Here is a 24,879-nt window from a genome sequence, read left to right as displayed (position 1 = left end):
CGGGGCCCTCCCTTGGAAGGGAGGGTTTGGGTGGGTTCGAAAAGCCTTTGAAGGTTGGTAGAAGCCTTTCAAGGTTTGGTTGATTTTCACTGAGAGGAGGGAAAATAAATGGGTTTCGCAACCGAATTTAATTCTGTGTGCAAATTTAAGTCCGATAATGAACTTTATGAATTGTTGGAGTACGGGAAGGGCAAAATGGTCAAGAGCGGCTTTCGAGTATATCCAGTAGGACAGAAGGTATTTGCATACACGCCTTCGAACGAAGCAATTGCGATTGTCCGCATCTTAGCTTCCACCGCTGAAATTAACTTTCAAGGTGAAGAAGTTACGGGAGTGGAGATGGAGCTCGTGAGAAAGTTGACTGAGGAAGAAGCAAGAATACAGACGGCGCTTGCGTTTGAAATGTTTTTTGGAGAGCAGGCTTAGACGATGATTGTAAGATTCGGCTTCGTTGCTATGAGCTTGCATCTTAAAAATGCCTCGCCTTCCAAAACAATGACGTTTTCCAGCTTCTCCAAGTTAGACGACCGAGAAGCTGGCATTCGTAAGCTGGAAAGAATTGCAGAAGAGAATCTGCATAATTCTTTACGTATTATGAAGCATGCCAAGGCTAGTGGAATTCAGATGTATCGTTTTTCATCTAAGCTCATTCCACTGGCTACGCATGGGGATTTAGAGGGATGGAATCCTTTCGAGGCACTCGAACCAGCGTTCAAAGAAGTCGGTGATTTTGTTCGAAAACATCAGATGCGGGTTTCTTTCCACCCGGATCATTTTTGTGTATTCAGCACACCTCGCCCAGAGGTGCTAAGGAAGTCTGAGCTTGATCTCTTTAATCATGTTAAAATGCTTGAGGCAATGGGGTTAGATGAAGCGACGAAATGCAACATACATATCGGCGGGGCATATGGGGATAAGCCTGTGGCAGCGGAGCGATTTATTCATCAGTTCGGTGAACTCCCCTCCAGGCTTCAGCATCGTGTCACTCTGGAGAATGATGACAAAACGTTTAATACACGTGAGACGCTTGAAGTGGCTGAGGCTACCCATGTGCCTATGGTGCTCGATATTCATCACCATGCTGTAAATGCAGGAGATATTGAAGAGGACGAGCTGTATGGTTCTCTTTGGCCGCGCATAGAGCGAACGTGGCAACTTGAGCGTGATCGACTGGGGTATCAGAATGAGAAGGAGCTTCCTCCCAAAATTCATGCTTCCAGTCCAAAAAGTATTTCTGACCCGCGTGGTCATGCTGATTTTGTTGATCCTGAGCCGCTTGTTCAATTTTTACGGCATGCAGCACGTACAACTCCGTATTTAGATTGTATGCTCGAAGCGAAAAGCAAGGATGAGGCCCTAATGAAACTCATCGAGGATTTGAAGCAATTAGAGGAGCATGGGCATGGCGTCAAAGTTCTGGACGGTGGAAGTGTAGAAATAATGAAACACGAATAAGAATCGTGTTAGCACCGTCAAGCATTGGACTTGTCGGTGCTCTTGTATGTTATTTGCAGCTCCTCAGATTAACCAACACGATTTTGTAATAGAAAGCAGTGATTATCGGGATGGAATGGGTACTATTTGTACTGCTAGGTGTTGTAGCTGCAATGTTCGGCAGTATTGTCGGGTTAGGTGGCGGCATTATAATTGTTCCGGTACTAATGCTGCTCGGACCAGTGTTGACGGGTGAAACGATTGAGCATTCGACTGCGGTAGGTGTATCATTAACTGTGTTAGTCGTTACAGCACTTTCTTCTACACTTGCCTATACAAAAAGAAAAATAGTCGATTTTCGCAGCGGTTGGTTATTTTTTATAACGAGCGGTCCTGCTGCTGTAATTGGTTCTGCAATGACAGKCATAATGCCTGCTGGACTATTTCAGCTGATATTCGGTATTTTTATGTTAGCCATGGCGGGTTTATTAATTGCACGAGACTACATGAAACCGTTTTCGAAAGAATGGCCGATTGTTCGTACATTAAAGGATGCTACTGGCAAGGTACATACATATAGTTATGGGCTGGTATCAGCACTCGCGATTGGATTTGGTGTTGGTCTCATCTCAGGTCTCTTTGGAATTGGCGGTGGTTCTTTATTTGTTCCACTTATGGTCCTTTTGTTCAGATTTCCCCCGCATGTGGCGACCGCTACTTCTATGTTCGTTATATTTTTATCATCGATACTTGGAAGCGGGATGCATATCGGGCTTGGTGAAATTGATTGGATGTTAGTACTCGCTTTAGTACCAGGCGCATGGATAGGTGGAAAGCTAGGAGCGGCTATTGCTGTGAAAATGAGCGGCAAGGGATTGCTTTGGTTATTAAGAATTACTTTATTATTGCTAGCAGGACAATTAATCATTGAAGGATTGCGATCATTTTGATATGGTGAACATAACCAAATCCGAAACTTGTTATAAGAGAGGACGTATCAATCTAGAGCATGAGTATTACGTTCAAAATTTAATATAGAGGGAAGAGTGATGGATCGTGAGTGATCAGAACAACGCTTCCGTAGTAGGCGGGAAAAGCTTTACGGCTGTCGCAATAAATTGCGCATCAAAGGCAGGAGAATGGATAAAGACGAAGCTCGGAAATTACGCAAGCCTTGATATAAAGTATTCCTCGCATGACCTAGTTACTGAGGTAGACAAAGGTTCAGAGCGGTTAATTAAAAATTTAGTGCTGACGCATTTTCCTCATCACTCATTTCTTGGTGAAGAGGGTGTACAACCAGGCCCTGAAGCTTCGACTCGAGCGCTTGAAAATGTGCGTGACGCTGAATATTTATGGATAGTCGACCCAATTGATGGCACAACAAACTTCGTGCACGGTTTTCCGTTTTTCTGTGTGTCGATTGCGCTTGCTCATCATGGTGAAGTAATCGTCGGTGTTGTCTATGATCCGATGAAGGATGAGCTTTTTGTGGCTGAGAAAGGCAAGGGGGCTTATGTTCATGGTAAGCGGATGCAGGTTTCTAAGGAAAATACACTTAGTGACAGCTTGCTAGCGACAGGCTTGCCAGCTGAACGTGATTATGCTTTGGCATTGAATCTAAAAGGGATACAGGCGATCGCACCTCAGGTTCGCAACCTCAGAATTTCGGGATCAGCCGCGCTTCATATGGCGTATGTAGCATCGGGACGATTAAGCGGATTTTGGGAAATTGGGCTGAATAGCTGGGATGTGGCGGCAGGAGCGTTGCTTATTAAAGAGTCAGGCGGAGTTGTAACGGATACACTTGGTAAGCCTTACGATATAGGTGTGCGGAACGTCGCGGTATCAAATGGACTTATACATGAAGAACTCGTTGCTTCTTTAGCAGTAGCAAAAGCTAATGAGTAAATAATGAAGGACAACGTACCGCGTATACTCGCAGGAACGTTGTCCTTCTCTGTATCTTCTCAATTTCTCTAATCAAAGGGGTTACAATAATGACGATTGCAAAGGAAACAACTGTTTTTGTCATGTTAATGATGTTAACAGGGCTAATTGCAGCTTGTGAGCAAAATGATCCTTCGACGTCTATAAATCCGCCAGTAAATACGTCAACTAATCAACCGTCTAACACAGCCGTGGACAAGCCGGTCGCTGTAGAACCTACTCATTCGAACGAGCCAGCTGCGGCATATGAGGTATTAGCTGGGGGACTGCGCGTACCATGGGTTATCGCGTTTGATGGAGACACTATATATATCAGTGAGCGTGAAGGCAATATTGTAAGGGTCGATGGTAAGGAAACAAAGCGCCAATCGGTTCACTTGCTCAAAAATGTAACGCATCAAGGTGAAGGAGGGCTGCTAGGCCTCTTGCTCGCACCTGATTTCAAGCAGTCGAGGTTAGCCTATGCATATCACACTTACGAGGAGAAGGGCGAGCTGTTCAACCGTGTTGTTTTGATCAAGCAAAATGGCGATCAGTGGGATGAAGTGAAGGCTTTAATCGAAGGGATACCGGGGTCTTCCAACCATGATGGCGGTAGAATGGCAATCGGCACCGATGAGTTGCTTTATATTACCACAGGAGACGCACAGCAGAGAGAATTAGCACAAGATCTAAACAGTTTAGCAGGCAAAATATTGCGAATGACTCAAGATGGCAGCGTGCCTGACAAGAACCCTTTTCCGGGATCGTATGTATACTCCTATGGTCATCGCAACCCGCAAGGCCTTGCATGGGATGCTAATGGAGTGATGTGGAGTAGTGAGCATGGTCCGTCAGGAGTACCCGGAGGGCATGATGAAATTAACAAAATAGTAGCAGGTGGAAATTATGGCTGGCCGACCATCAATGGGGATGAGCAGCGAAAAGGGATGATAGTGCCGATCTATCATACAGGGGAGATAGCGATTGCCCCTTCAGGAATGACGGTTGATGCTAATAACCGCTTGCTAATAGCAACCTTGCTGGGAAGTTCTCTCTACCGTTTTGACCCGGAGACGAATGTCATGGAAGTGCTGTTTGAGGGTGAAGGTAGACTGCGGGATGTGAAGATGAAAGGTGACAACATCTATGTGATTACCAACAATACGGATGGGCGTGGAACTCCATCGGATTCGGACGATAGACTGCTGCTATTGAACAGGATTGAACAGGATTAAGTAGAGTTAAAGCGATTAATAGATGACAAAGTAAAGCTTATTTCAAATGTCTTAAAAGAAACACCCGTCCATCTGACTGCATAAGGCAGTGATGAACGGGTGTTTTTACTGTAATAAACTATTATACGTTCGAAATAATAATGTTAAGTTGCAGACAACTGAGAGAAAGCATAGTTAGCAGCCTTAATAGTCTCATCGATATCGGCTTCTGTGTGCGCTGTTGTCATGAACCACGCTTCATATTTGGAAGGCGCAAGGTTAATGCCTTGATCTAGCATCAGTCGGAAAAAGGCGCCAAACAGCTCACCATCCGTATCCTGTGCTTCCTCATAATTAGTAATCGGGTGATCGCAGAAATGCGCAGAGAATGAACCGCGAATTTGATTTATAGTGAGCGGCACATGATGTTTATCTGCCGCTGCTTGAAGACCAGCAGCAAGCTTTGCAGAGAGCATGTTCATTCTATCGTAGATGCCTTGCTCTTGCAGCAGCTCAAGGCAAGCGATGCCGGCAGAGATGGAGGCAGGGTTGCCTGCCATCGTACCTGCTTGATAAGCAGGGCCGAGCGGAGCAACCTGCTCCATTATTTCTTTACGACCGCCGTATGCGCCTATAGGCATGCCGCCGCCGATTATTTTGCCAAGCGCAGTAAGGTCAGGTTCAATCGCTTGATGATCAGGGAAGGCATTATAGGTTTGAGCTGCACCATAATGAAAGCGGAAGGCACTAATCACTTCATCATAGATGACAAGTGCGCCTGCCTCGCGAGTGAGCTTGCAGAGACCTTCTAGATAGCCTTCATGCGGCATAACCATACCGAAATTGCCGACAATGGGTTCAATCATAACAGCGGCTGTTTCATGACCCCAACGCTCGAGCGCAGCTTTCAGCGATTCTAAATCATTGAAGGGAACAGTAATCACTTCGTTTGCTATGCTTGCGGGAACGCCAGCGCTATCGGGAATACCAAGTGTAGAAGGGCCGGAGCCTGCGGCAACAAGCACTAAATCAGAATGGCCGTGATAACATCCTGCGAACTTAATGATTTTGGTGCGCTTCGTGTAAGCTCGGGCAACACGTATCGTCGACATAACCGCTTCTGTTCCAGAGTTGACGAAACGAACCTTATCGAGGGAAGGAATAGCCTGTTTTAGCATACGGGCAAGTACAATCTCAAGTTCGGTAGGTGTGCCATAGAGTATGCCGTTTTGTGCAGCGCGAATTATCGCATCCGTAATATGTGGATGAGCATGTCCAGTAATGATAGGACCATAAGCTGCTAAATAATCGATATAACGATTGTCATCAACATCCCAGAAATAGGCGCCTTCACCACGCTTCATGAATACAGGCGCGCCTCCGCCGACTGCCTTGTAGGAACGTGAAGGGCTGTTTACTCCGCCGACAATATGCTGCAAAGCCTCTTGATAAAGGGTTTCTGAATTTGGTCTCTGTACTTTCATTACATGTAATCTCCTTATCAGCAACAAAATACATGCAACAAGCAGAAGCTGTCGCATGTATTCGTTGTGTTGTTAATAGTTTATGAGCTGTTATTTATCGTGTGGAGCTAGTAGATGAATGGTCCGAGTTGTTACTTGTAGTACCATCGGTAGGCATAGCTGATTCTGTTGGTGCTGGAATTGTATCATCGGACTCTAGAGTCATTTGGACATAAGATCGAAGATCATCATCATCAGTAATTCCGATGACAGATGCGCCGCCAACCTTCTCTTCAGCAATTAATTCCATAGGCGGTATTTGCGTTGTTCCGGCTACATGACTTTTAACGCCTAGCTGCCCAAGCTTGAGCATGTCAGGTACCGACAGGTTCATTGAAACATAAGGCTGGACGCTCTCTAGTATTTTTTTCATACGTATAATGTTCCATGATGATTGTAATTCCTTAGCAACAGCTTGCAAGAAGTTGCGCTGGCGCTCTGTACGCGTGAAGTCACTCATCGCATCATGGCGGAAGCGTACATACTGCAGCGCCTTATCACCGTCAAGCAATTGGTAGCCTTTTTTTAGATCAATGTCGTAACGATTTTCGTCCGCGTTGTCTGTATAGTGCATGTCTTTCTCGACATCAAAGTAAATGCCGCCGATCGTATCAATCAGGGCTTTAAAACCTTCGAAATCTGTATAGACATAATATTGGATTTCAAGTCCTAGTAAGTCACCGACCGTCTTCATAGCCAGCGGATAACTGCCGAGCGTTAAGGCTGTATTGATTCTACCGTGTCCATGTCCTTCGATCTTCACATACGTATCGCGAAGCACTGAGAATAGATGAGCTTTTTTTGTAACAGGATCGAAGGAAGCCACTAAAATGGAGTCTGACCTAGCTGGCTGCCCTTCTTCCACTCCACGTGCATCGCCGCCGAGCAGCAATATATTAACTCGCTCCTTGCCCATCCACTCTGGAATTTCAACTGTTTCTTCTGGCGTCTCACCATTAATCGTCTCTTTCGGAGGTTCACTGAATTTATCCAATGCACCATATACCCCAATACCCCAATAGATCGCATAGGCTAGAACTGCGGCAACGATGACGCCGAGGCTTATATACAACCATTTCCATTTCTTCTTATTCGTCTTTGTGCGCATTTCGTTAGAAGTGCTCCTTTCGGTAATTGCATATTCTAGATAGTGTGTAATAAATTGCACATGGCTTTAAGCTGTATAATATCCCTATGTTTCACAAAAGATCTAAATAAATAAGAACATTTGGATGGAGGGCTAACCTTAGGTTCGACAAATTACTACCTTAGCTTTGTTTCTTAAAGTTGAAGAGATTATAAGCGGGAAATGCGAATTAGGACAAATTTTTCTTCGAAGTGCGATTTATTTAATAGCTATTGTATGTATCGACGTTTACGCATAGCAATAACTCATGTATGATTACATATCATAAAATTATAAAGCTGAATGTTACCTAGAAGCAAGTTTTATCGATTTACGGATGAAAAGATCGATATTTCCTAGGAAATGTCGAAGTGAGAGGGGATTTTACAGCACATGCTAGCTATAGATGTGAAAGACTTACGTAAGCAGTTTAATGTTCAGAAAAATCGTGAAGGATTATCCGGCGCTCTTAAAGATTTATTTAAGCGTGAGTATACCGAAGTTACGGCAGTTAAAGATATATCGTTTCAGATTCCACAGGGCGAAATTTGCGGCTACATTGGAGAAAATGGAGCGGGTAAGTCGACAACAATAAAAATGCTGACGGGCATTCTAGTTCCCACATCTGGTTATCTAAAAGTTAATGGATACGTACCATTCAAGGATAGGGAGAAATTCGTAGGTGGAATTGGTGTCGTATTCGGACAGCGCTCCCAGCTGTGGTGGGATATCGGTGTTATCGAGTCGTTCCAGCTGCTACGTAAAGTATATCGTGTGTCGGAGCTAGACTTCCGGAAGAGATTGAACGAGCTTGTTGAAAGGCTGGATCTGGGAGATCTGCTGAATCGACCTGTTCGCAAGCTAAGCCTTGGACAGCGGATGCGCTGTGAAATTGTTGCATCACTTTTGCATAACCCAGCCATTCTGTTTCTTGATGAGCCGACAATTGGCCTAGATATAGTAGTGAAGACGGAAATTCGTGATTTTTTGTTGCAAATGAACCGTGAGCAGGGAACCACGATATTGTTGACGACCCATGATCTCCAAGATATTGAAGCGCTTTGCTCACGAGTCATTATGCTTGATGACGGACGTATTATATATGATGGCGGTCTAGATGATTTGAAAAATCGTTGGAGCAAGGGACGCGAAATTCAATTTACCTTTGCCAGACATACACCTCTTGAGAAGCTGAAGCAGTTAACGAAAGCATTAGATGTATCGTGGACACTTGAAAATGACGTCACCGGTAAAATGTGGCTACCTCACGCCGTTAATGTATCGGACGCATTAGCCAGCGTTGTAGGCGGAGTTGAAATTCGTGACATTAAAATCATTGAAACGAACACGGACGATATTGTACGCAGCATCTATCAATCCGGCTCTGCTTCCACACCCAAGGAGACGGCTCAGCTATGATGAGTGCCTATATCGATTTTATTCRCATTCGTTTTATAACGATGCTTGCTTATCGCGTTAATTATTATAGCGGAATCATTATTTATGCTATTAATATTGGGGCGTATTATTTTCTGTGGCAGGCTATTTATGGAGACAAAGATACGTTAGTAGGGTTTACTGTAGCTCAGATGACGACTTATATTGCGGTATCGTGGATGGCACGTGCCTTTTATTTCAATAACTTGGATCGTGAAATTGCTAATGAGATACGTGATGGTAGTGTATCGATACAGCTTGTTAGACCTTATAATTATTTGTTCGTCAAAATGATGCAGGGATTCGGAGAAGGACTATTCCGAATGCTGCTATTTATGGTGCCGGGTATGATTATTGTTTGTCTTATTTTTCCGGTTACTTTACCGACCGATCCGAAAGTATGGCTTGTGTATTTGGTTATGTTGTTTTTCAGCTTTCTCATCAACTCGCAAATTAATATTTTGACCGGACTGTTTGCCTTTTTCGTCGAAAATAATGAAGGCATGATGCGGATGAAGCGGGTTTTGGTTGATCTGTTCTCTGGCGTTGTCGTGCCGATCGCATTTTTTCCGGGTTGGCTGTCCGGTATTATGCAGTGGCTGCCTTTCCAAGCCATAACGTATTTGCCGAGCTCCGTATTCACAGGGCGGACGCCGATGAGTGGAGTAGGACAGGTGCTAGGTCTGCAAGTGATTTGGTTTGCTGTACTATTAGTGCCGATATGGTGGACATGGCGCGTTGCTCGTAGACGTCTGTTCGTGCAAGGGGGGTAATAGAGATGAGATATGCATCATTATTTTGGGAATATCTTAAAAACTACGCAAAAACAAGGCTGACCTATCGTGCTGATTTCTGGGTCGAGGTGCTTTCTGATTTATTGTTTCAAGGGATGAACCTTATCTTCATTTTAGTAGTATTCCAGCATACGGAATCGCTTGGCGGCTGGTCGGAGGCTGAGGTAGTGTTCGTTTATGGCTTCTTCATGATTCCGTATGGCTTGTTCAGCACTTTTTTCAGTATCTGGAACTTCAGCGAACGTTATATTGTAAAGGGTGAAATGGACCGTGTCCTTACAAGGCCGGCTCATAGCTTGTATCAAGTGCTGCTTGAGAATGTAGATCCGCCGTCACTGATCGGCTCGTTAGTCGGGGCCATCATCATGGGGCTATGCTGGACACAGCTTGGTCTGCCATTTCAATTACTAGATGTGTTGATGCTCTTGTTGCTTATATTCGGAGCATTCTTGATTTATGCGGGCCTATATACAGCAATCAGCGCGATTTCATTTTTTTCGGACGCGCCAACCGGCATAGTTCCACTACTGTACAATATCCAAAACTATGGGCGGTACCCTGTAAACATTTACAATAAATTGATTCGGTTCGTCCTAACATGGGTGCTGCCATTCGCGTTTGTAGGTGTCATTCCAGCTTCCTATTTTCTTGATAAAAAGTCGGATGATCTATCGCAGCTCGCGCTGCTTACACCAGTTATGGGTCTCGTTGTATTCACGCTTAGTTTGCTCTTCTGGAATTATGGCGTAAGGCGTTACCGTGGAGCGGGCTCATAATACAATTGACTAAGACATTCGAATGGAGATAGAAAAGAGGTTTAGACATGACAAAGCTGCAAGTGGGCAAGCTGGCGCCTAATTTTGAGCTTCCGGCATCAAGCGGAGAAAATGTATCTTTAAGTGATTACCGTGGACAAAACGTCGTCCTATATTTTTATCCGAAGGATATGACGACGACTTGTATTCAGCAGTCTTGTGATTTTCGAGACGCCAATAAAGAGTTAAGTCATCATAATACCGTTATCCTAGGCATTAGCGGGGATACGGTGAAATCGCATCAACGGTTTATTGAAAAGAAGGAACTATCGTTTCTGCTGCTGGCGGATACGGAGCGTACCGTGTGTGAGCAATATGGCGTTTGGCAATTAAAGAAGCTATATGGCAAAGAGTACATGGGTATCGTTCGCTCGACATTTCTGATCGACGCTGCGGGTAAGCTAGTTCGAGAATGGCGCAAGGTTAAAGTGAAGGGCCATACGCAAGAGGTGCTTGATACTGTCTTACAGATGGAGTCCGATGCTGTAAGCACGCCAACTAAATCAGCCAAACTAATCAAATGAACCAAACGAGTCAAACTAACCAAACTAACTAAATGAACGAACGTAAAACTCGAAAATTAAGGTATAGCATGCGCTTGTAAGTTGCAGGGGGCTTTAAGCGCCGAAAGTGGGCTTACAGCTCAGAAATAACTCGGAAACGAGGCTGTAAGCACCAAAAGTGAGCTTATAGCCTCAAAATCTACGGGAAAACTAGCATTGAGGGAGCTGTAAGCCCGAAAGACGAGCTTACAGCTCGAAAAATACTCAAAAACGAGGCTGTAAGCACCAAAAGTGAGCTTACTGACTCCAAGTCATAGGTAGATAAGTACAAAGAAGCTGCAAGCACGAAAATCATGCTTACAGCTTCTTTGCTATGTAAGTTGGGATGAAGGATTGCTAACATCATCTTTTGCCATAATCAATAAACTGCAACAATATCTGAACAGAACTCGTTTCTACTTTTTGAAAGACAAAAAATATTAGACACCAAGGAGATTGATTACTATGAAGAAAAGTTATTTCGCATTTATACTTGTTATTGCACTAGGTTTGGTGCTAACTGCATGCTCGGGCTCGAACGGAAATTCGGGCAATTCCAATACATCGGGTAACAAAGAAGAGCAATTCGTTTCGTCAAAAACGACCAAGGAAATGGTGGACGGCATGCTTGCCAAGATCGAACAGCCGTCACTAATGGAAATGACAGCCGACATGATTAAGCAAATGTATTATATAGATCCTGCTTTGCTGGAACAACATACGGCTATGTCTCCAATGATGAACGTTAAATCGAATGAAYTGGCAGTTTTTAAAGTGAAGGATGCTAAAGATATCGCGGCTGTTCAAGAGGGAATTAAAAAGCGCGCTACAGATATTCAAAAAAACTTTGAAACCTATCTGCCGGATCAATACGAAAACGCTAAAAAATATAAGCTTGTAACAAAAGGAAACTATGTATTTTTCGTAATCGCTGATGCAGCTGAAGTTGAAAAATTTGTAACGGAATTCGATTCCTTCTTCGAGAACAAATAACGAGTATGGTATTCAGCAGTCTACTCTTCCTATTTCTATTTCTGCCTGCTGTCCTGTTCCTGTACTTCGTGTCCCCGTGGCGAATTAAAAACTTCGTTTTATTCGCCACAAGCCTCGTCTTCTACGCTTGGGGCGAGCCGGTATACATTGTCATTATGTTGATCTCCACAGTTGCAGACTATAGCTTTGGGTTGCTTTTAAGCAACCCAAAGCGGAGCAACATACAGCGGAAATCCATTGTTGTTACTTCTATTATCGTTAATTTATCCCTGCTAGGTTATTTCAAATATGCAGATTTCCTCATAAACAACGTGAACGGACTATTAGGTACTCAAATTCCTTTAACCGAACTGGCTCTGCCAATCGGTATATCATTTTATACGTTTCAATCCATGTCCTATATCATTGACGTTTATAGAGGAACAGCAAAGGCGCAGCGCAACTGGGTCGATTTCGGAACCTTTGTCGCTTTGTTCCCTCAGCTCGTCGCAGGACCTATCGTTCAATACTCGACGATCGCTGAGCAATTGCGTCATCGCACAGTCGATATGGAGCTATTTGCTGAAGGAGTAAGACGATTTATTATTGGTTTAGCGAAGAAAGTGCTGCTCGCAAACAATATTGGATTGCTGTGGCATACGATATCAGGAGCTAGTACAGGTACGATGCCAGTTATGACCGCATGGCTAGGTATTATTGCTTTTGCCTTCCAAATTTATTTTGATTTCAGCGGTTATTCCGATATGGCGATTGGACTGGGCAAAATGTTTGGTTTCCGTTTTAACGAAAACTTTAATAGACCGTATACAGCGCAAAGTATTACCGACTTTTGGCGCCGTTGGCATATTTCACTTAGCACCTGGTTTAGAGATTATGTGTATATTCCGCTCGGAGGCAACCGTAAGGGGCCTTGGAAGCAGCTTAGAAACATTATGATCGTATGGCTGCTAACTGGATTTTGGCATGGAGCCAGCTGGAACTTTCTGCTTTGGGGTTTATACTTCGGGGTTGTTCTTGTTTTTGAAAAATGGATTGGTTTAAAGTTTTTGCAGCGGGTACCTGTTTGGGTTCGACATGTCTATGCACTGTTTTTAATTTTAATAGGCTGGGTATTTTTCGCCTTTGAAGATTTATCTGAAATGGGCGCTTATTTTGCTGCGATGTTTGGCGTTAATCATCAGCCTTTATGGAATGATGAGACGTTATATTTGTTATACACGAACGCTATTTTACTCCTATTATTAGTACTGGCATCTATGCCGAAATGGAAGAGAACTGGGACATTCAGCCCGGTTATTCAGCTTGGCTGGTACGCGGCGCTTTTCCTGATGTCGGTCGCTTATTTGGTCGATGCAACATTCAACCCGTTTTTATACTTCCGTTTTTAACGGAGAAGGAGGCAAGCAGATATGAAAAAGAAGACAGATCGCATATTGGTATGGGGCTTCGTTAGTAGTTTGTTTGCCATGTCGCTATTATTTTTTTTGCTGCCGGTACAGGCGTTCTCTGAGGTAGAGAATCGAACTCTTCAAAAAAAACCTGAGCTTACATGGGAAAATATATGGTCCAAGAAGTTTTCAGACGATACGGAAAACTACATAACTGATCATTTTCCTTTTCGAGCGAAATGGGTATGGTCGAAGTCGATGCTGGAGCAGCTTCGTCTGCAGCAAGAAAATAACGGAATATACAAAGGCAAAGAGGGCTACTTGTTCGAAAAGTTTAATGAGCCTGACTATACACAAATCGAGTTATTTACAGAGTCGGTGAAAAAGTATGCGGAAAACTATCCCGACGTGAATATGACCTTCATGCTGGCACCAACATCTATCGGGATGTATCCTAATCGGCTGCCATGGCTGGCAGAGGCATATCCGCAAACGAAGGTAAACAGCTTTATCGGCGAGAAAGTTAAAGGCAGCATGTCGTTTATTAATGGTTTTGATTTTTTGAGCGCCGCAACTGACGAATCGAAACCGATCTATTATAAAACCGATCATCACTGGACGACTTATGGCGCTTATCTGGCCTATGTCGCTTATGCGGAAAAGATGGGCTGGACTCCTATTGCAGAGAAGGATTTTGACATCGAGATGGTCACCGAATCGTTTCTAGGAAGCTACCATACACGAAGTCAATTCAGCGGATTGAAGCCGGATTCTATTCAAGCTTATAAAGCAAAAAATGATAGTAAGACTGAAATGTATGTTGCAGATACGGATAAAACTTTCACTAGCATGTATGACACAAGCTATTTAGCGAAAAAGGACAAATATTCGTATTTCCTTGGCGGGGTACATGCTTTAATGACTCTTCATACGGAGCTGCCCGAGGAGCAAGTGGACAAGGAGAAGCTGCTCGTCATTAAAGATTCCTACGCCCATAGCTTTCTGCCTTTTCTTACGCAGCATGTGAAGGACATCCATGTAATCGACATTCGTTATTATAACGGCAAGATTAGTGACTATATGAAGGAAAATGGGATTGAAGATGTACTACTGCTTTTTAATACAACAACCTTCATTTCGGAACGTAATCTACTGAAGCTGAAGTATTAAATGAAAGTAATTCACTATGACCTGAACGATGAGTAAAAGTAAGAGCATTGGATACAATAGGTGCAGGATCCAGCCTTTTATTTTTCAAAATCGTGTATCCTATTTTGTTGCAATAGGAGGTCATAAAACTGATTAAGCTGCAGAACATCAGAAAATCATACAGCGTCGGATCGGTTTCAACTGAGGCCGTTCGAGACGTAACCTTGACGGTGAACAAAGGTGAAATATTCGGCATTATCGGTCATTCAGGAGCGGGGAAAAGCACGCTGCTGCGCTGCGTAAACGTTCTTGAGCGACCGACATCTGGAACGGTAACCGTTGGCGATGTGGAGCTGTCCGCACTATCCCAAAGGCAGCTTCAGCGCGAGCGGCAGCGGATAGGGATGATTTTTCAGCATTTTAATCTGCTGTCTATGTCTACAGTTCGCGACAATATCGCTTTTCCACTAATGCTGGCAAAGCAATCTAAAGCGCAAATAAATAAGCGTGTTGATGAGCTGCTGAAGCTCGTTCAGCTCGAACAGCATGAAAGTAAATATCCGTCACAGCTCTCGGGAGGTCAAAAGCAGCGAGTAGGTATTGCACGCGCGCTTGCGAATAATCCCGAGGTTTTGCTATGCGATGAGGCAACCTCGGCACTTGACCCACAAACAACCAACTCCATTTTAGCCTTGCTGCTCGAAATCAATGTGAAGTTAGGTATCACGATTTTGCTCATTACTCATGAAATGAATGTAATTCGCTCCATATGTGATCGCGTAGCCGTTATTGATCAAGGTGAGATTGTGGAGATAGGTAAGGTGCTTCATGTATTTTTGAAGCCGTTGCATGCAATTACCCGTGATTTTGTCGAACAGGCAACGGACATTGGAGCTGCGGCTGGGCTGCTAGGTAGAAGTGCGGGCCGTCTGCTGCGAATGACTTATATCGGCGGTTTAACTTACGAACCGATCCTGTACAATGCCGTTAAACCGACATCTGTTCAGTTTGTTATTTTGCAAGGTACGGTTTCACGTATGAAACAGACCCCTTACGGTCAACTTATCGTTGAGCTCATTGGCAATGATGCAGAAATAGAAGGCGTTATTGCTGTTCTGCGTAAGGAAGGGCTGGAGGTGGAATCGTTAGAATGAGCTTTGAAAATGTTTACTGGCCGGAAATCGGGTACGCAACGAGGGACACACTTTATATGATGGCGGCATCACTGCTGTTTACGATCATATTAGGTTTGATTCTGGGTGTGGTCTTATTTTTAACTGCGCGGAAACAGCTGCTGCAACAGCCTTTTGTCTACGGTGTGCTTTCCTTTATCGTCAATGTGCTGCGTTCGGTGCCGTTTGTCATTTTGATGATTATGATTATGCCCGTTACGAAATGGATTACAGGTACGTCGCTTGGGGTAGAGGGTTCGATACCGCCGCTCGTTGTCGCGGCAACGCCATTCTTCGCCAGGCTGGTGGAAACCTCTCTACGGGAGGTAGATCGCGGTGTAATTGAAGCGGCACAAGCGATGGGTGCATCCAAATGGGATATTGTACGGCGCGTGCTGCTGCGTGAAGCGAGTCCTGGTCTAATTGCGGCTGTAACGATAACAGCGGTGACACTCGTCTCGTATACGGCGATGTCGGGCGTTATCGGAGGTGGCGGTCTTGGAGACTTGGCGTTGCGATATGGATACCAAAGGTTCCAAACGGATGTCATGCTCGTAACCGTTGTATTGCTTATAGTCCTTGTACAAGTGCTGCAAACGGCAGGGGATATGCTTGTACGCCTCTCCAGCAGGAAGTAAGTGAATGGATAGCCGCTTAGGAGAAATAACATCATCGGAGGAATAACCATGAAAAAAATGAGCTATGTCATTGCTATAATGGTGGTGATGCTCGTTTTAGCGTCTTGCGGACAAGCCAAAAATAGCGGTAACCATACAAACGGTAATAAGGGCAACGCTGGAACGGATGGCGGGACATCTGCTGAAGTTGCGTTGAAGGTTGGAGCGACCCCAATTCCACATGCGGAAATATTGAATTTCGTAAAGCCGATGTTAAAGGAAAAGGGCGTTGAGTTAGAGGTTTTAGAGTTCAATGATTATATTCAACCTAACATGCAGCTGAACGAAAAACAGTTGGATGCCAATTTCTTCCAGCATTTGCCCTACTTAGAGCAGTTTAATAAGGATAGAGGCTACTATTTAGTGAACGTAGCAGGTGTCCATATAGAGCCGTTCGGAGCGTATTCCAAAAAAGTGAAAAAGCTCGAAGAGCTGAAAAATGGGGCTAAAGTAGTCATCCCCAATGATCCCTCCAATGGCGGGCGTGCACTTGCACTCATGGAGGCAAATGGGCTGATCACGCTGAAGGAAGGCGTTGGTGTAAACGGCACAGTCGCGGATATTGCAAAAAATCCGAAAAAGCTCAAAATTACCGAAGTGGAAGCAGCGACTATTCCCCGTGTATTTGATGAAGTAGATTTGGCGCTTATTAATACGAACTACGCGCTTCAGGTGAATCTTGTTCCGGCTAAGGATGCATTGTTCATGGAGGGCAATGAATCTCCTTACGTGAACATTCTTGTAGCGCGTCCAGACAATAAGGATTCAGACGCAATGAAGAAGCTTATCGAAGTGCTGCATTCTCCAGAAGTGAAAAAATTTATAGATGAGAAATATAAAGGCGCGATTGTAGCTGCTTTTTAAAATATGATAAAGGGACGGCGAAGGCGGTTCGCGAGAAAATTACAATGAGAAAATTATAATACGAAAATTAGGAAGCATCTCCACCCAAACTGGGTAGAGGTGCTTCTTTTTTTGTGGAAGTGGGTATGTAAATAGGGACGAGAGGTAAAGGGGTGAGAGGTAGAATTTGCTTTTCATGTCATTTACTAGATATGCTGTTCATATAATCTATCAGAATGAACGATCATTCCTGTCTATACGTAGAGAAGGGTGGCAAGGCCTATGCGGAGGATCATACAGGTAGTGTTATGTGGAATGCTCGTATGTTTTGGCGTGGTGGAGATTGGAGGCTTCGGTGTGTACAAGGGAGAAGCAGCTGCAGAGGTGAACGAGCTGATGGATCCGCCAGCCAGTATTTATGGTTCTAATTATGAATTGCAGCCGCTGCGAGCAGGGTCTGCAGTCTATGAATCTGACATAGAACGGCTTGGGAATTACTCTAGTTTAACAGCTGCGGCTGTTCTAAATGATAGAGTAGAAGCAGTGAAAACAGATCCCAAACAGAAGCTTGTATATTTAACCTTTGATGACGGGCCTAGCGCGCATACGGCGCAGGTTCTTGATATTTTAAAAAAGGAAAATATAAAAGCGACGTTTTTTGTGCTTGGTGAGCATGTTTCGAAACTGCCTAAAATCGCCAAACGAATTGTTCAGGAGGGCCATACCATCGGCAATCATACCTATAATCATAAGTACGACCGTTTGTATGGCAATTTCACAGAGTTTTCAAGCCAAATTATAAAAACGGATGATGCGATATTCAAGGCAACAGGAATAAGAACAACATTTGTACGGGCACCAGGCGGTACGTTTGGCAATTTTGATAAAGGGTATTTCGATGCTTTGAAGGACGCTGGCTATCAGGTGTATGACTGGAATGTCGATAGCGGCGATTCCAAGCTCAAAGACGTACCTGCCTCGGAAATTATTGCGACGGTGAAAGGCTCTAGGCAAGCAAATAAGCTAATTGTACTTATGCATGACAGCGTAGGGCACAAGGAGTCGGTCAAGGCACTGCCAGCTGTCATTCAATACTATAAAAGCGAAGGGTATTCGTTTGCTCTCATAACAGACAAAGTAGAGCCGATTCAATTCGCAATTGCCAAAAAAATAAAGTGGAGCAGGGCTAATGTAACGAAGCAGCAAGCAGCCGTGTTGAAGCAATTCAGAAAGGAGATTGACCGAAGCAGCCTGCCTGTGGAGATGGAGAAGGAAGAGAGCACAGCACCCGTATTGATTTTGCATAGAGGAGAAGCGAGCTTAGAGCTCTCTCCTAATGAATATAAGATAAGAAATGGCTCAATCGAGATGCCGCTGCTGAAGCTGACGAAATGGATTGGTGGAACATGGGAGCTCGATGAGAAAAGTGGTGTTATTGACGCTGTTTTAAACGGGGATCACGTAGTTTGGAAATCGGAAGAGAAGGTTGTACTCACCATGGAGAAAGCGGAGCAGGTCGTTGTCCCGATGCGTGCGACACTAAAACAGTTCGGGATTGATATTACCGACTATATCATTAATGGTAAGCAGCGAGAGATTTGGATGACAATGTAGCGGAAATCAGACTCTAGCAGGTCTAAATGGAGAGAAAGATGGGGACACTGAAAAATAGATAGATTTATTTTTCAGGAGGCGAATTATACGATGATTTCTCCCCAGTTCTCAGAAGAAGCCAAGCCAGAACGCTATAGTCATTGGCCGGAACCGCCGCAAGTACTATTAAACCGTTTGCTATTAAAAGTAGAAAGCGTACTGCTAGGCAAGCAGCAAGTCATTAAACATACGTTAACTGCACTGCTTGCTGGAGGCCATGTGCTGCTCGAAGATGTACCGGGAGTAGGCAAAACGCTGCTTGCACAAACCTTTGCCCGAGTAGTAGGCGGAGAATTCAAACGGATTCAATTTACATCCGATATGCTGCCCGCAGATGTTGTCGGAGGCGTGGTGTTAGACGCTCGCACAAGTGAACTCGTTTACCGGCCTGGGCCTATTATGGGCAATGTAGTGCTGGCTGACGAAATTAATCGGACATCTCCGCGTACTCAGTCTGCCTTACTAGAGGCGATGGAAGAAAGACGAGTTACGATAGAGGGGAAAACGAGAAAGCTGCCCGTTCCATTCATGCTGATTGCAACTCAAAACCCGCTTAGCTTTGAGGGGACGAATACGCTGCCCGAGGCACAACTGGATCGTTTTATGATGCGTTTAACTATTGGGTATCCTGGCTCGGTGGAAGAAAAGCGGATGCTTGGGCAGTATGCGGACGGCAAGCGGATTGAACCGGAAAGGCTGCGTCCCGTAATTGCAACAGAGGAATGGCTGCAAATGCAGGCCGAGGCTAGACAAACACATATGGATCCTACGCTGCTCGAATATATGGTTCAGGTCGCGGACGCTACTCGCCGCGCACCGGAGGTGCAATTAGGACTTAGTCCTCGCGCTTTGCGAGATTGGCTTAGAGCATCACAAGCTAACGCTTATATGGAGGGGCGTGGCTACGCAGTACCAGATGATTTAATTACAACCTCTGATGCCGTTCTACCGCACAGATTATCACTTCGATATAGTGCTACGGCAATGGGAGCTGATGCGACTGCTATTATACGTCGGACTATTCGTGAATGCTCACTGCCTACTGCACTTAGCGGCGCGTTTGGAAGTGGGAAGCGCAGATGAACGTTTTGGGAAAAAACGAAAGAGCAATGGCTGACGGTTTAGCTGATCAGACCTTAGAACAACAAAATATTGTGCAGCCTTCAAAGGACCCGATACGGAAGGATGCCATGCCAAAGGATGCGAAGCTTTCAAGAGAAAGGCAATCTGGAGGAAATGCATCCATTACAGTAGTTGAGGGGAAGGAATACACTTACGGAACACGGTGGGTGGTATGGTCTGTTATTGCAGCAGGGTGGATAAGCAGCTTGGTAGCTGTCATCATCCGCGGCGGAGCTGCGGAATGGTTTCTGACTGCGGTGCTCAGCACGATTATCGTTGTAAGCGGGCTAGCTCCGGTTATTGCTGCTTTAGGTCTAACAGCGGTAAGGATATTGCCAGAGTCAGAGGTGCATGACGGAGGGGATGTTGGCATACGCTTGCAACTGAAGCGTTCTTTGCCGATCCCATTTGTATGGATGACCATAAGAGATGAGGCTGTAAACGAAAGCGCAGCGAGTAATTTTAAAATCAGCTTCCGATTGGTATTTATACCCTTACTGAAGAAAGAGACCACGATCAATTATACACTGTGCAAGCTGCAGCGAGGTCAGCATCGGTTTGAATATATAAACGTTACGATAGGCGATTGGCTGGGGCTTACTGCTGTTCATAAAAGAGTATTGACCAGCGCTGAGCTAATAGTGCTACCTGGCATACCTTATGCAGAGCTTCCAGAGGAAGCAGCACGAAGAGGAGGAAAAGCCACTCAAGGTCAGTATACAGAAATGACTGGAGCAGCAAGGGAGAGCCGTGGCGAATCAGCACGCTTGGAAATTGCCGCAGCTATTAAAGCTGCGGGCATGGGACCGAATAGTCGTCCTTATCGGGATGGAGATTCCCTTCGACATTTGGATTGGCGCAGTGCCGCGAAGGGGCGCAGCCTGCAAACCAAAATCTATACGCAGGAGCAGCCATCACGCACGGTTATCGCGATAGATACAACGGCGTCCGCCTATGATAAGGATGATCGGATGTTCGATGCCTGTGTAGGCTGGGCATCTCATGCGGTACAGCAAGCTGCTGCGCTAGGCAGTAATGTGACACTGCTTGCTGGTCAAAGGACAGCCTTGGTACAGGCTGGTCGAGCGGTGTCATCGATGAATGAAGAGGATCAGTCTGTACATGTATCTGACATGCTGCAAATGATGGCTGTTCTGCGGGCTGATGGACAAGACTCATTGGCGGAAAGCCTTGTCAAAGGGCATGCTCCGCTTGAACGAGGCCAAACGATTCTTGTGTTTACAGGCAATTGGAGAGGTGGCAGAAGCTGGGGTGACTTAGCTGGCTTCGCGTCTGATAGAGGCTGCAGGCTAGAGCTGTTTATTGTGACGACGAGCACCATTCCCAGCTTTGCAATGAGGGAGCAACAAAAGTGGCTGGAGAGCAGCGGCGTCAAAGTGACCTGGCTGCATGTACCTGCGCATATGAGCATGCCTCCTTACGCAGAGGAAGGAGGCGGCGTGCATGATGTCGGGTAAACGCAAAGACTTGGATGCGACAAATGATTTGAAAGAGGAATCGGCTGATGATTCGCTCGTTTATCGCTTTGTTACGAGTGTTTTGTTATTCGGATTGCTAGCAGAATGGCTTCTGCCGTGGGTTAATTCGGGAGAATGGTCCGTTATCTATCATCCAGAACCACTTATTGCTGTTATTGGCTGTATTATGCTGGCTGGACTGTTCCGTATGCCGATGGTCATTACACTGTTATTTAATAGCTTAATATGTGCGATGAGTTTGATGTGGCTGTACAAGGGGACGGAACAGAGCGGCGTACAATGGCTAATAGGGTTTCCGTCCATGCTTAAAGAGCATTTGATGCTCATGATGGATAATGGCTTATGGGCGATGTCAGGCGAAGTTCGGACACTATTGTTATTTATAGGCTGGGCGATGCTTGCACCGGCACTACAGGCGCTTGTGTGGATGAGACAGACTGCTCTTGGTATTGCAGGACTAACTATTTTGTATTTAGTTACGCTGCACGTCTGGGTCGGGATGGATGTAATGGGCGGCTTGATGCGCAGCGTCGCGGAAGGTCTTCTGCTTGCTGCAATGGTTTCTGTACCGCGTGTGCAGCGTGTTTTTGAAACGAGTATTGGGAAAGTAAAAGGTCTGGATATGCATTGGTTGTCTGGATCATCCTTTGTTGTACTTACCGTAATTGGCTGCGGCTTATTGTTTGCGAATGGTCGTGAAACAGAGATGGCACCGGCGAATTGGACGATCTCCATAACCGATCGTTTACAACAAGCAGTGAACTCGTTAGGCCAAGATGATGGCGCTGTAACCGTAATGCGGCAGTCGGGGCTTGATCAGCGTGGGCGAGCGATGACGGGTTATGGTTTTGATGACAGTGAAATGGGAGCTCCGCTTGATCTGGATGATCGGATTATTTTTACAGGCACATCATCTGTAAAAAGCTATTGGCGCGGTGAAACGAAGAGCGTATATGACGGAAGAGGCTGGGAAAATGATGGGGGACTCATGAAGCTGATGCCCGTCCAGAGTACGGATGGAGTAGAGGCTTTGAAAGCAGCTGCTCGAACAGGCGGTCTTCATATGGGCCCAGTTATTCAACAAACGATTGTATGGGCCGAGCCCGCATCGGGCATGCCTTTGTTTCGTTCGGGTATGTTCTCTCGCGTGACGAACCTGATAGCCGCCGATCCTCGTAGAAAGGTCGGCAGCTACCTCCACAATGATGTGGCTGACACATTATATACTCAGTCGGATACGACCAAAGTGGAGCAATACACAGTGCAAAGCATGCTTGCTATAACGGATGAGGCGGAACTTAGAGCTTTGGATGCAAGGTTGGAGGAACGGAATGGTGTAGAAGGTTTGGAAGAACGGAATGGTGTTGAGGGTTCAATAGATCTCGAAGGACAAAACAGTGATGAGAGAATGGGAGATTCTGAAGGGCAGAACAATGTTGGGAGTTCGGGAGATCTTGAAGGACGGAACAATGTTGAGAGTTCGGGAGATTCTGAAAGACAGAACAGTGTACAGAGTTTAGAGGATCTGAGTGAGGTATCGGAAAGTAATGCTAAGCTAGATGAGGAGTTAGATAAATATTTACAGCTGCCGGATACATTGCCGAGCCGAGTTGTAGCATTAGCAGCAGAGGTGTCTGGGGGCGGTGTTACCAGTCGTTATGATCAGGTGAAGGCGATTGAGCAATTTTTGAAAACAAGCTACTCCTATACTCTCGAAAATAGCAAGGTACCGCCAAAAGATGCGGATTTCGTTGATCACTTTTTGTTCGAGCAGAGGGAAGGGTATTGCGTTCATTTTTCAACAGCAATGGTTGTTATGCTCCGATCACAAGGCATTCCCGCAAGATGGGTGAAGGGCTTTACCGCCGGTACACCGCTCAAGGATATGGGGAGTGCAGGAGCTGGGAGTGTGGATAAGGGAATTGAGAGAGCTGTAAGTCTTGGAGCAAGTGTGGATAAGGAAATTGGTAGTGCTGTAAGTCTTGGAGCAAGTGTGGATAAGGAAATTGGTAGTGCTGTAAGTGTTGGAGAAAGTGTGGATAAGGGAATTGGTATTGCTGTAAGTGTTGGTGGGAGTGAGGATAAGGGAATAGGTAGTGCTGTGAGTGTTGGTGATAGTGAGGGAAGGTTAGAACTGGTGGATTATGAGGTGCGTGGCTCAGATGCGCATGCATGGGTTGAGGTTTATTTCCCAGGCGCAGGCTGGGTGCCTTTTGATCCGACGCCGGGATTTAGCGGCGTCGACATAGTCGCGTCCGCCGTAAATGGCGGCGGAGCGAATGAGGCGATCGCGACTGGCGCAGCGAGCGGAGCTAATGCTGTGAGCGAGTCAGGAATAGCAGGCCTCGCTCGACGTTTTGAGGCGGCGGCAGAGCAAGCCGCCTCTGCAGTTGCGCGAGGGGCAGACAGCCTCGCGCAAGCGGCGCAGAGCGCCGCCAAGGGCGCGGCGGCGGCTTCGCCCGCCGCTGCAGCCGCCGCAGGCGCGGCCGCGCTAGCGCTCGCGGCCGCTGCAGTTGCTGCGGCGAAGCGCCAGCGGCTGCGCCTATCGCTGGCGCTGCGCCGTTATGGCGCGGCCTACGCCGGCATCGCGCAGCTCGCCGGCGCAGCCGCGCCCTCAAGTGATGCGCGCATTGCACCGCATCGCCAGAGCGTTGATCCGGCTCGCGAACATGAGCCGGATCAAGAAGTGCAGCGCCGCCGCAGACATCGCGGGCGCCTCAGTAATCGCAGCGCTGGCGCTCGCTTGCGGGCAAGCTTCATAGCCGTCGCGCACGCATTTGCTCCGCAGCTGCATCGCCGTTTCGGCGAGCACGCGCCTGAACTAACAGCGCGTGAGTACGCTGCCGCAGCACAACCCGCGCTTGCATTGGAACAGCAGGAAGCGCTGCATCGACTGACAGGCTGGTTAGAAGAAGCACAGTTTAGCGGGCAGGGCAGTTGGCCTGGAGCTCCGTCACCAGCCGATTTGCAACAGGTATTGAGACACCTAAGTACAACGGCGAAAGCAAAGCATCCAACTAAAGAAGCTGGTATTAGGTTAGCCAAATCCAAATAAAAAAATGTATAAATGGCCCAGCTCCAAAATCACTAGATTACATGTATCCCTGTACGAACGGGACTGGGCATCCTCGTTACTTTTGATCTTTTTCAACGAAAATAAAAGGGCGGCGAACCAAACAGTTGATACTTCCGCTCTTCCATGTTTTTCATTCTGGCTGTATAGATATCATCAGTAATCCAAACATCTGATGCTTCGATCCTTCAATGTTTTGAATTTTGAATGGATATTGTACAATCAAACACTGATAATTCCAGCTTTCCATGTGTTTGAATGGAAAAGATCCAATCAAATGGGCAGCTAAAAGCTCTTTATCAGCGAAACTGACAATTAGATTGGATGAAATACAGTCAAAGGTTGATTACACCGTTTTAAATTGGATTTGATTGGATGAAATACAGTCAAATACAGAAATTCGACAACTGAAGCTTTCCTCTTTGTGCGCCAACCGCTGATTTCAGTGTTGAGCCTTATCATGATCGGAAGAAATGAATCCACTATATACCGA

General features: G+C 45.8%; 21 protein-coding genes. 19 read left to right on the top strand and 2 right to left on the bottom strand.

What is annotated here, in order from left to right; all coding sequences use genetic code 11:
* Window positions 1-108: 108 nt before the first annotated feature.
* From AC1DWN_RS00345 to AC1DWN_RS00325, 5 genes are all read left to right on the top strand, one after another.
* Window positions 109-426, top strand: a complete 318-nt coding sequence (locus tag AC1DWN_RS00345) for a hypothetical protein (protein ID WP_477556956.1) — start codon at window positions 109-111, stop codon at window positions 424-426.
* Window positions 427-429: 3 nt separating this feature from the next.
* Window positions 430-1,455 carry a UV DNA damage repair endonuclease UvsE gene (uvsE, locus tag AC1DWN_RS00340; protein WP_477556955.1) on the top strand — a complete coding sequence of 342 codons (1,026 nt, stop codon included), beginning with the start codon at window positions 430-432 and terminating at the stop codon, window positions 1,453-1,455.
* A 110-nt stretch (window positions 1,456-1,565) separates the two neighbouring features.
* Window positions 1,566-2,384, top strand: a complete 819-nt coding sequence (locus AC1DWN_RS00335) for a sulfite exporter TauE/SafE family protein (RefSeq protein WP_477556954.1) — start codon at window positions 1,566-1,568, stop codon at window positions 2,382-2,384.
* Between the two features lie 106 nt (window positions 2,385-2,490).
* On the top strand, window positions 2,491-3,345 hold the full coding sequence (locus AC1DWN_RS00330) for an inositol monophosphatase family protein (RefSeq protein ID WP_477556953.1): 855 nt from the start codon (window positions 2,491-2,493) through the stop codon (window positions 3,343-3,345).
* 89 nt (window positions 3,346-3,434) lie between these two features.
* Window positions 3,435-4,601: a PQQ-dependent sugar dehydrogenase gene (locus AC1DWN_RS00325; protein WP_477556952.1), complete on the top strand. Its 1,167-nt coding sequence runs from the start codon at window positions 3,435-3,437 to the stop codon at window positions 4,599-4,601.
* Window positions 4,602-4,744: 143 nt separating this feature from the next.
* Here AC1DWN_RS00325 and AC1DWN_RS00320 read toward each other — a convergent pair whose 3' ends face one another.
* Together AC1DWN_RS00320 and AC1DWN_RS00315 are read right to left on the bottom strand one after the other, a co-directional pair.
* Window positions 4,745-6,064: a glutamate-1-semialdehyde 2,1-aminomutase gene (locus tag AC1DWN_RS00320; RefSeq protein WP_477556951.1), complete on the bottom strand. Its 1,320-nt coding sequence runs from the start codon at window positions 6,062-6,064 to the stop codon at window positions 4,745-4,747.
* Window positions 6,065-6,158: 94 nt separating this feature from the next.
* Window positions 6,159-7,211: an LCP family protein gene (locus tag AC1DWN_RS00315; RefSeq protein WP_477556950.1), complete on the bottom strand. Its 1,053-nt coding sequence runs from the start codon at window positions 7,209-7,211 to the stop codon at window positions 6,159-6,161.
* Window positions 7,212-7,622: 411 nt separating this feature from the next.
* Between AC1DWN_RS00315 and AC1DWN_RS00310 the strand changes: the two genes are divergently transcribed.
* The 14 genes from AC1DWN_RS00310 to AC1DWN_RS00245 all read left to right on the top strand — a co-directional run bounded on the left by AC1DWN_RS00310 (window position 7,623) and on the right by AC1DWN_RS00245 (window position 24,368).
* Window positions 7,623-8,648 carry an ABC transporter ATP-binding protein gene (locus AC1DWN_RS00310; RefSeq protein WP_477556949.1) on the top strand — a complete coding sequence of 342 codons (1,026 nt, stop codon included), beginning with the start codon at window positions 7,623-7,625 and terminating at the stop codon, window positions 8,646-8,648.
* Entirely contained in the window at window positions 8,645-9,439 is a 795-nt protein-coding gene (locus AC1DWN_RS00305; RefSeq protein ID WP_477556948.1) for an ABC transporter permease, read from the top strand. The genes AC1DWN_RS00310 and AC1DWN_RS00305 overlap by 4 nt, the downstream gene beginning before the upstream one ends.
* Window positions 9,440-9,444: 5 nt before the next feature.
* Entirely contained in the window at window positions 9,445-10,236 is a 792-nt protein-coding gene (locus tag AC1DWN_RS00300; protein ID WP_477556947.1) for an ABC transporter permease, read from the top strand.
* A gap of 47 nt (window positions 10,237-10,283) precedes the next feature.
* A complete protein-coding gene (gene bcp, locus AC1DWN_RS00295; protein ID WP_477556946.1) occupies window positions 10,284-10,799 on the top strand; it encodes a thioredoxin-dependent thiol peroxidase in 516 nt (171 codons plus the stop codon).
* A 483-nt stretch (window positions 10,800-11,282) separates the two neighbouring features.
* The gene (locus AC1DWN_RS00290; protein WP_477556945.1) at window positions 11,283-11,810 is read left to right on the top strand and encodes a DUF4358 domain-containing protein; all 528 of its coding nucleotides are present in this window, start codon (window positions 11,283-11,285) and stop codon (window positions 11,808-11,810) included.
* Between the two features lie 5 nt (window positions 11,811-11,815).
* On the top strand, window positions 11,816-13,198 hold the full coding sequence (locus AC1DWN_RS00285; RefSeq protein ID WP_477556944.1) for an MBOAT family O-acyltransferase: 1,383 nt from the start codon (window positions 11,816-11,818) through the stop codon (window positions 13,196-13,198).
* Between the two features lie 21 nt (window positions 13,199-13,219).
* A complete protein-coding gene (locus tag AC1DWN_RS00280) occupies window positions 13,220-14,368 on the top strand; it encodes a DHHW family protein (protein ID WP_477556943.1) in 1,149 nt (382 codons plus the stop codon).
* A gap of 128 nt (window positions 14,369-14,496) precedes the next feature.
* The gene (locus AC1DWN_RS00275; protein ID WP_477556963.1) at window positions 14,497-15,501 is read left to right on the top strand and encodes a methionine ABC transporter ATP-binding protein; all 1,005 of its coding nucleotides are present in this window, start codon (window positions 14,497-14,499) and stop codon (window positions 15,499-15,501) included.
* A complete protein-coding gene (locus AC1DWN_RS00270; RefSeq protein ID WP_477556942.1) occupies window positions 15,498-16,157 on the top strand; it encodes a methionine ABC transporter permease in 660 nt (219 codons plus the stop codon). The genes AC1DWN_RS00275 and AC1DWN_RS00270 overlap by 4 nt, the downstream gene beginning before the upstream one ends.
* Window positions 16,158-16,205: 48 nt before the next feature.
* Window positions 16,206-17,060, top strand: a complete 855-nt coding sequence (locus tag AC1DWN_RS00265) for a MetQ/NlpA family ABC transporter substrate-binding protein (RefSeq protein WP_477556941.1) — start codon at window positions 16,206-16,208, stop codon at window positions 17,058-17,060.
* A gap of 261 nt (window positions 17,061-17,321) precedes the next feature.
* On the top strand, window positions 17,322-18,653 hold the full coding sequence (locus AC1DWN_RS00260; protein ID WP_477556940.1) for a polysaccharide deacetylase family protein: 1,332 nt from the start codon (window positions 17,322-17,324) through the stop codon (window positions 18,651-18,653).
* Window positions 18,654-18,743: 90 nt separating this feature from the next.
* Window positions 18,744-19,775, top strand: a complete 1,032-nt coding sequence (locus AC1DWN_RS00255; RefSeq protein ID WP_477556939.1) for an AAA family ATPase — start codon at window positions 18,744-18,746, stop codon at window positions 19,773-19,775.
* Window positions 19,772-21,292 carry a DUF58 domain-containing protein gene (locus tag AC1DWN_RS00250; protein ID WP_477556938.1) on the top strand — a complete coding sequence of 507 codons (1,521 nt, stop codon included), beginning with the start codon at window positions 19,772-19,774 and terminating at the stop codon, window positions 21,290-21,292. The genes AC1DWN_RS00255 and AC1DWN_RS00250 overlap by 4 nt, the downstream gene beginning before the upstream one ends.
* The gene (locus tag AC1DWN_RS00245) at window positions 21,279-24,368 is read left to right on the top strand and encodes a transglutaminase-like domain-containing protein (RefSeq protein WP_477556937.1); all 3,090 of its coding nucleotides are present in this window, start codon (window positions 21,279-21,281) and stop codon (window positions 24,366-24,368) included. The genes AC1DWN_RS00250 and AC1DWN_RS00245 overlap by 14 nt, the downstream gene beginning before the upstream one ends.
* Window positions 24,369-24,879: the final 511 nt, after the last annotated feature.

This window comes from Paenibacillus sp. P4_A7 (genome assembly GCF_056402455.1).
Note: the sequence above shows the minus strand (reverse complement) of the source record. Positions and strands in the feature narration are given on the sequence as shown.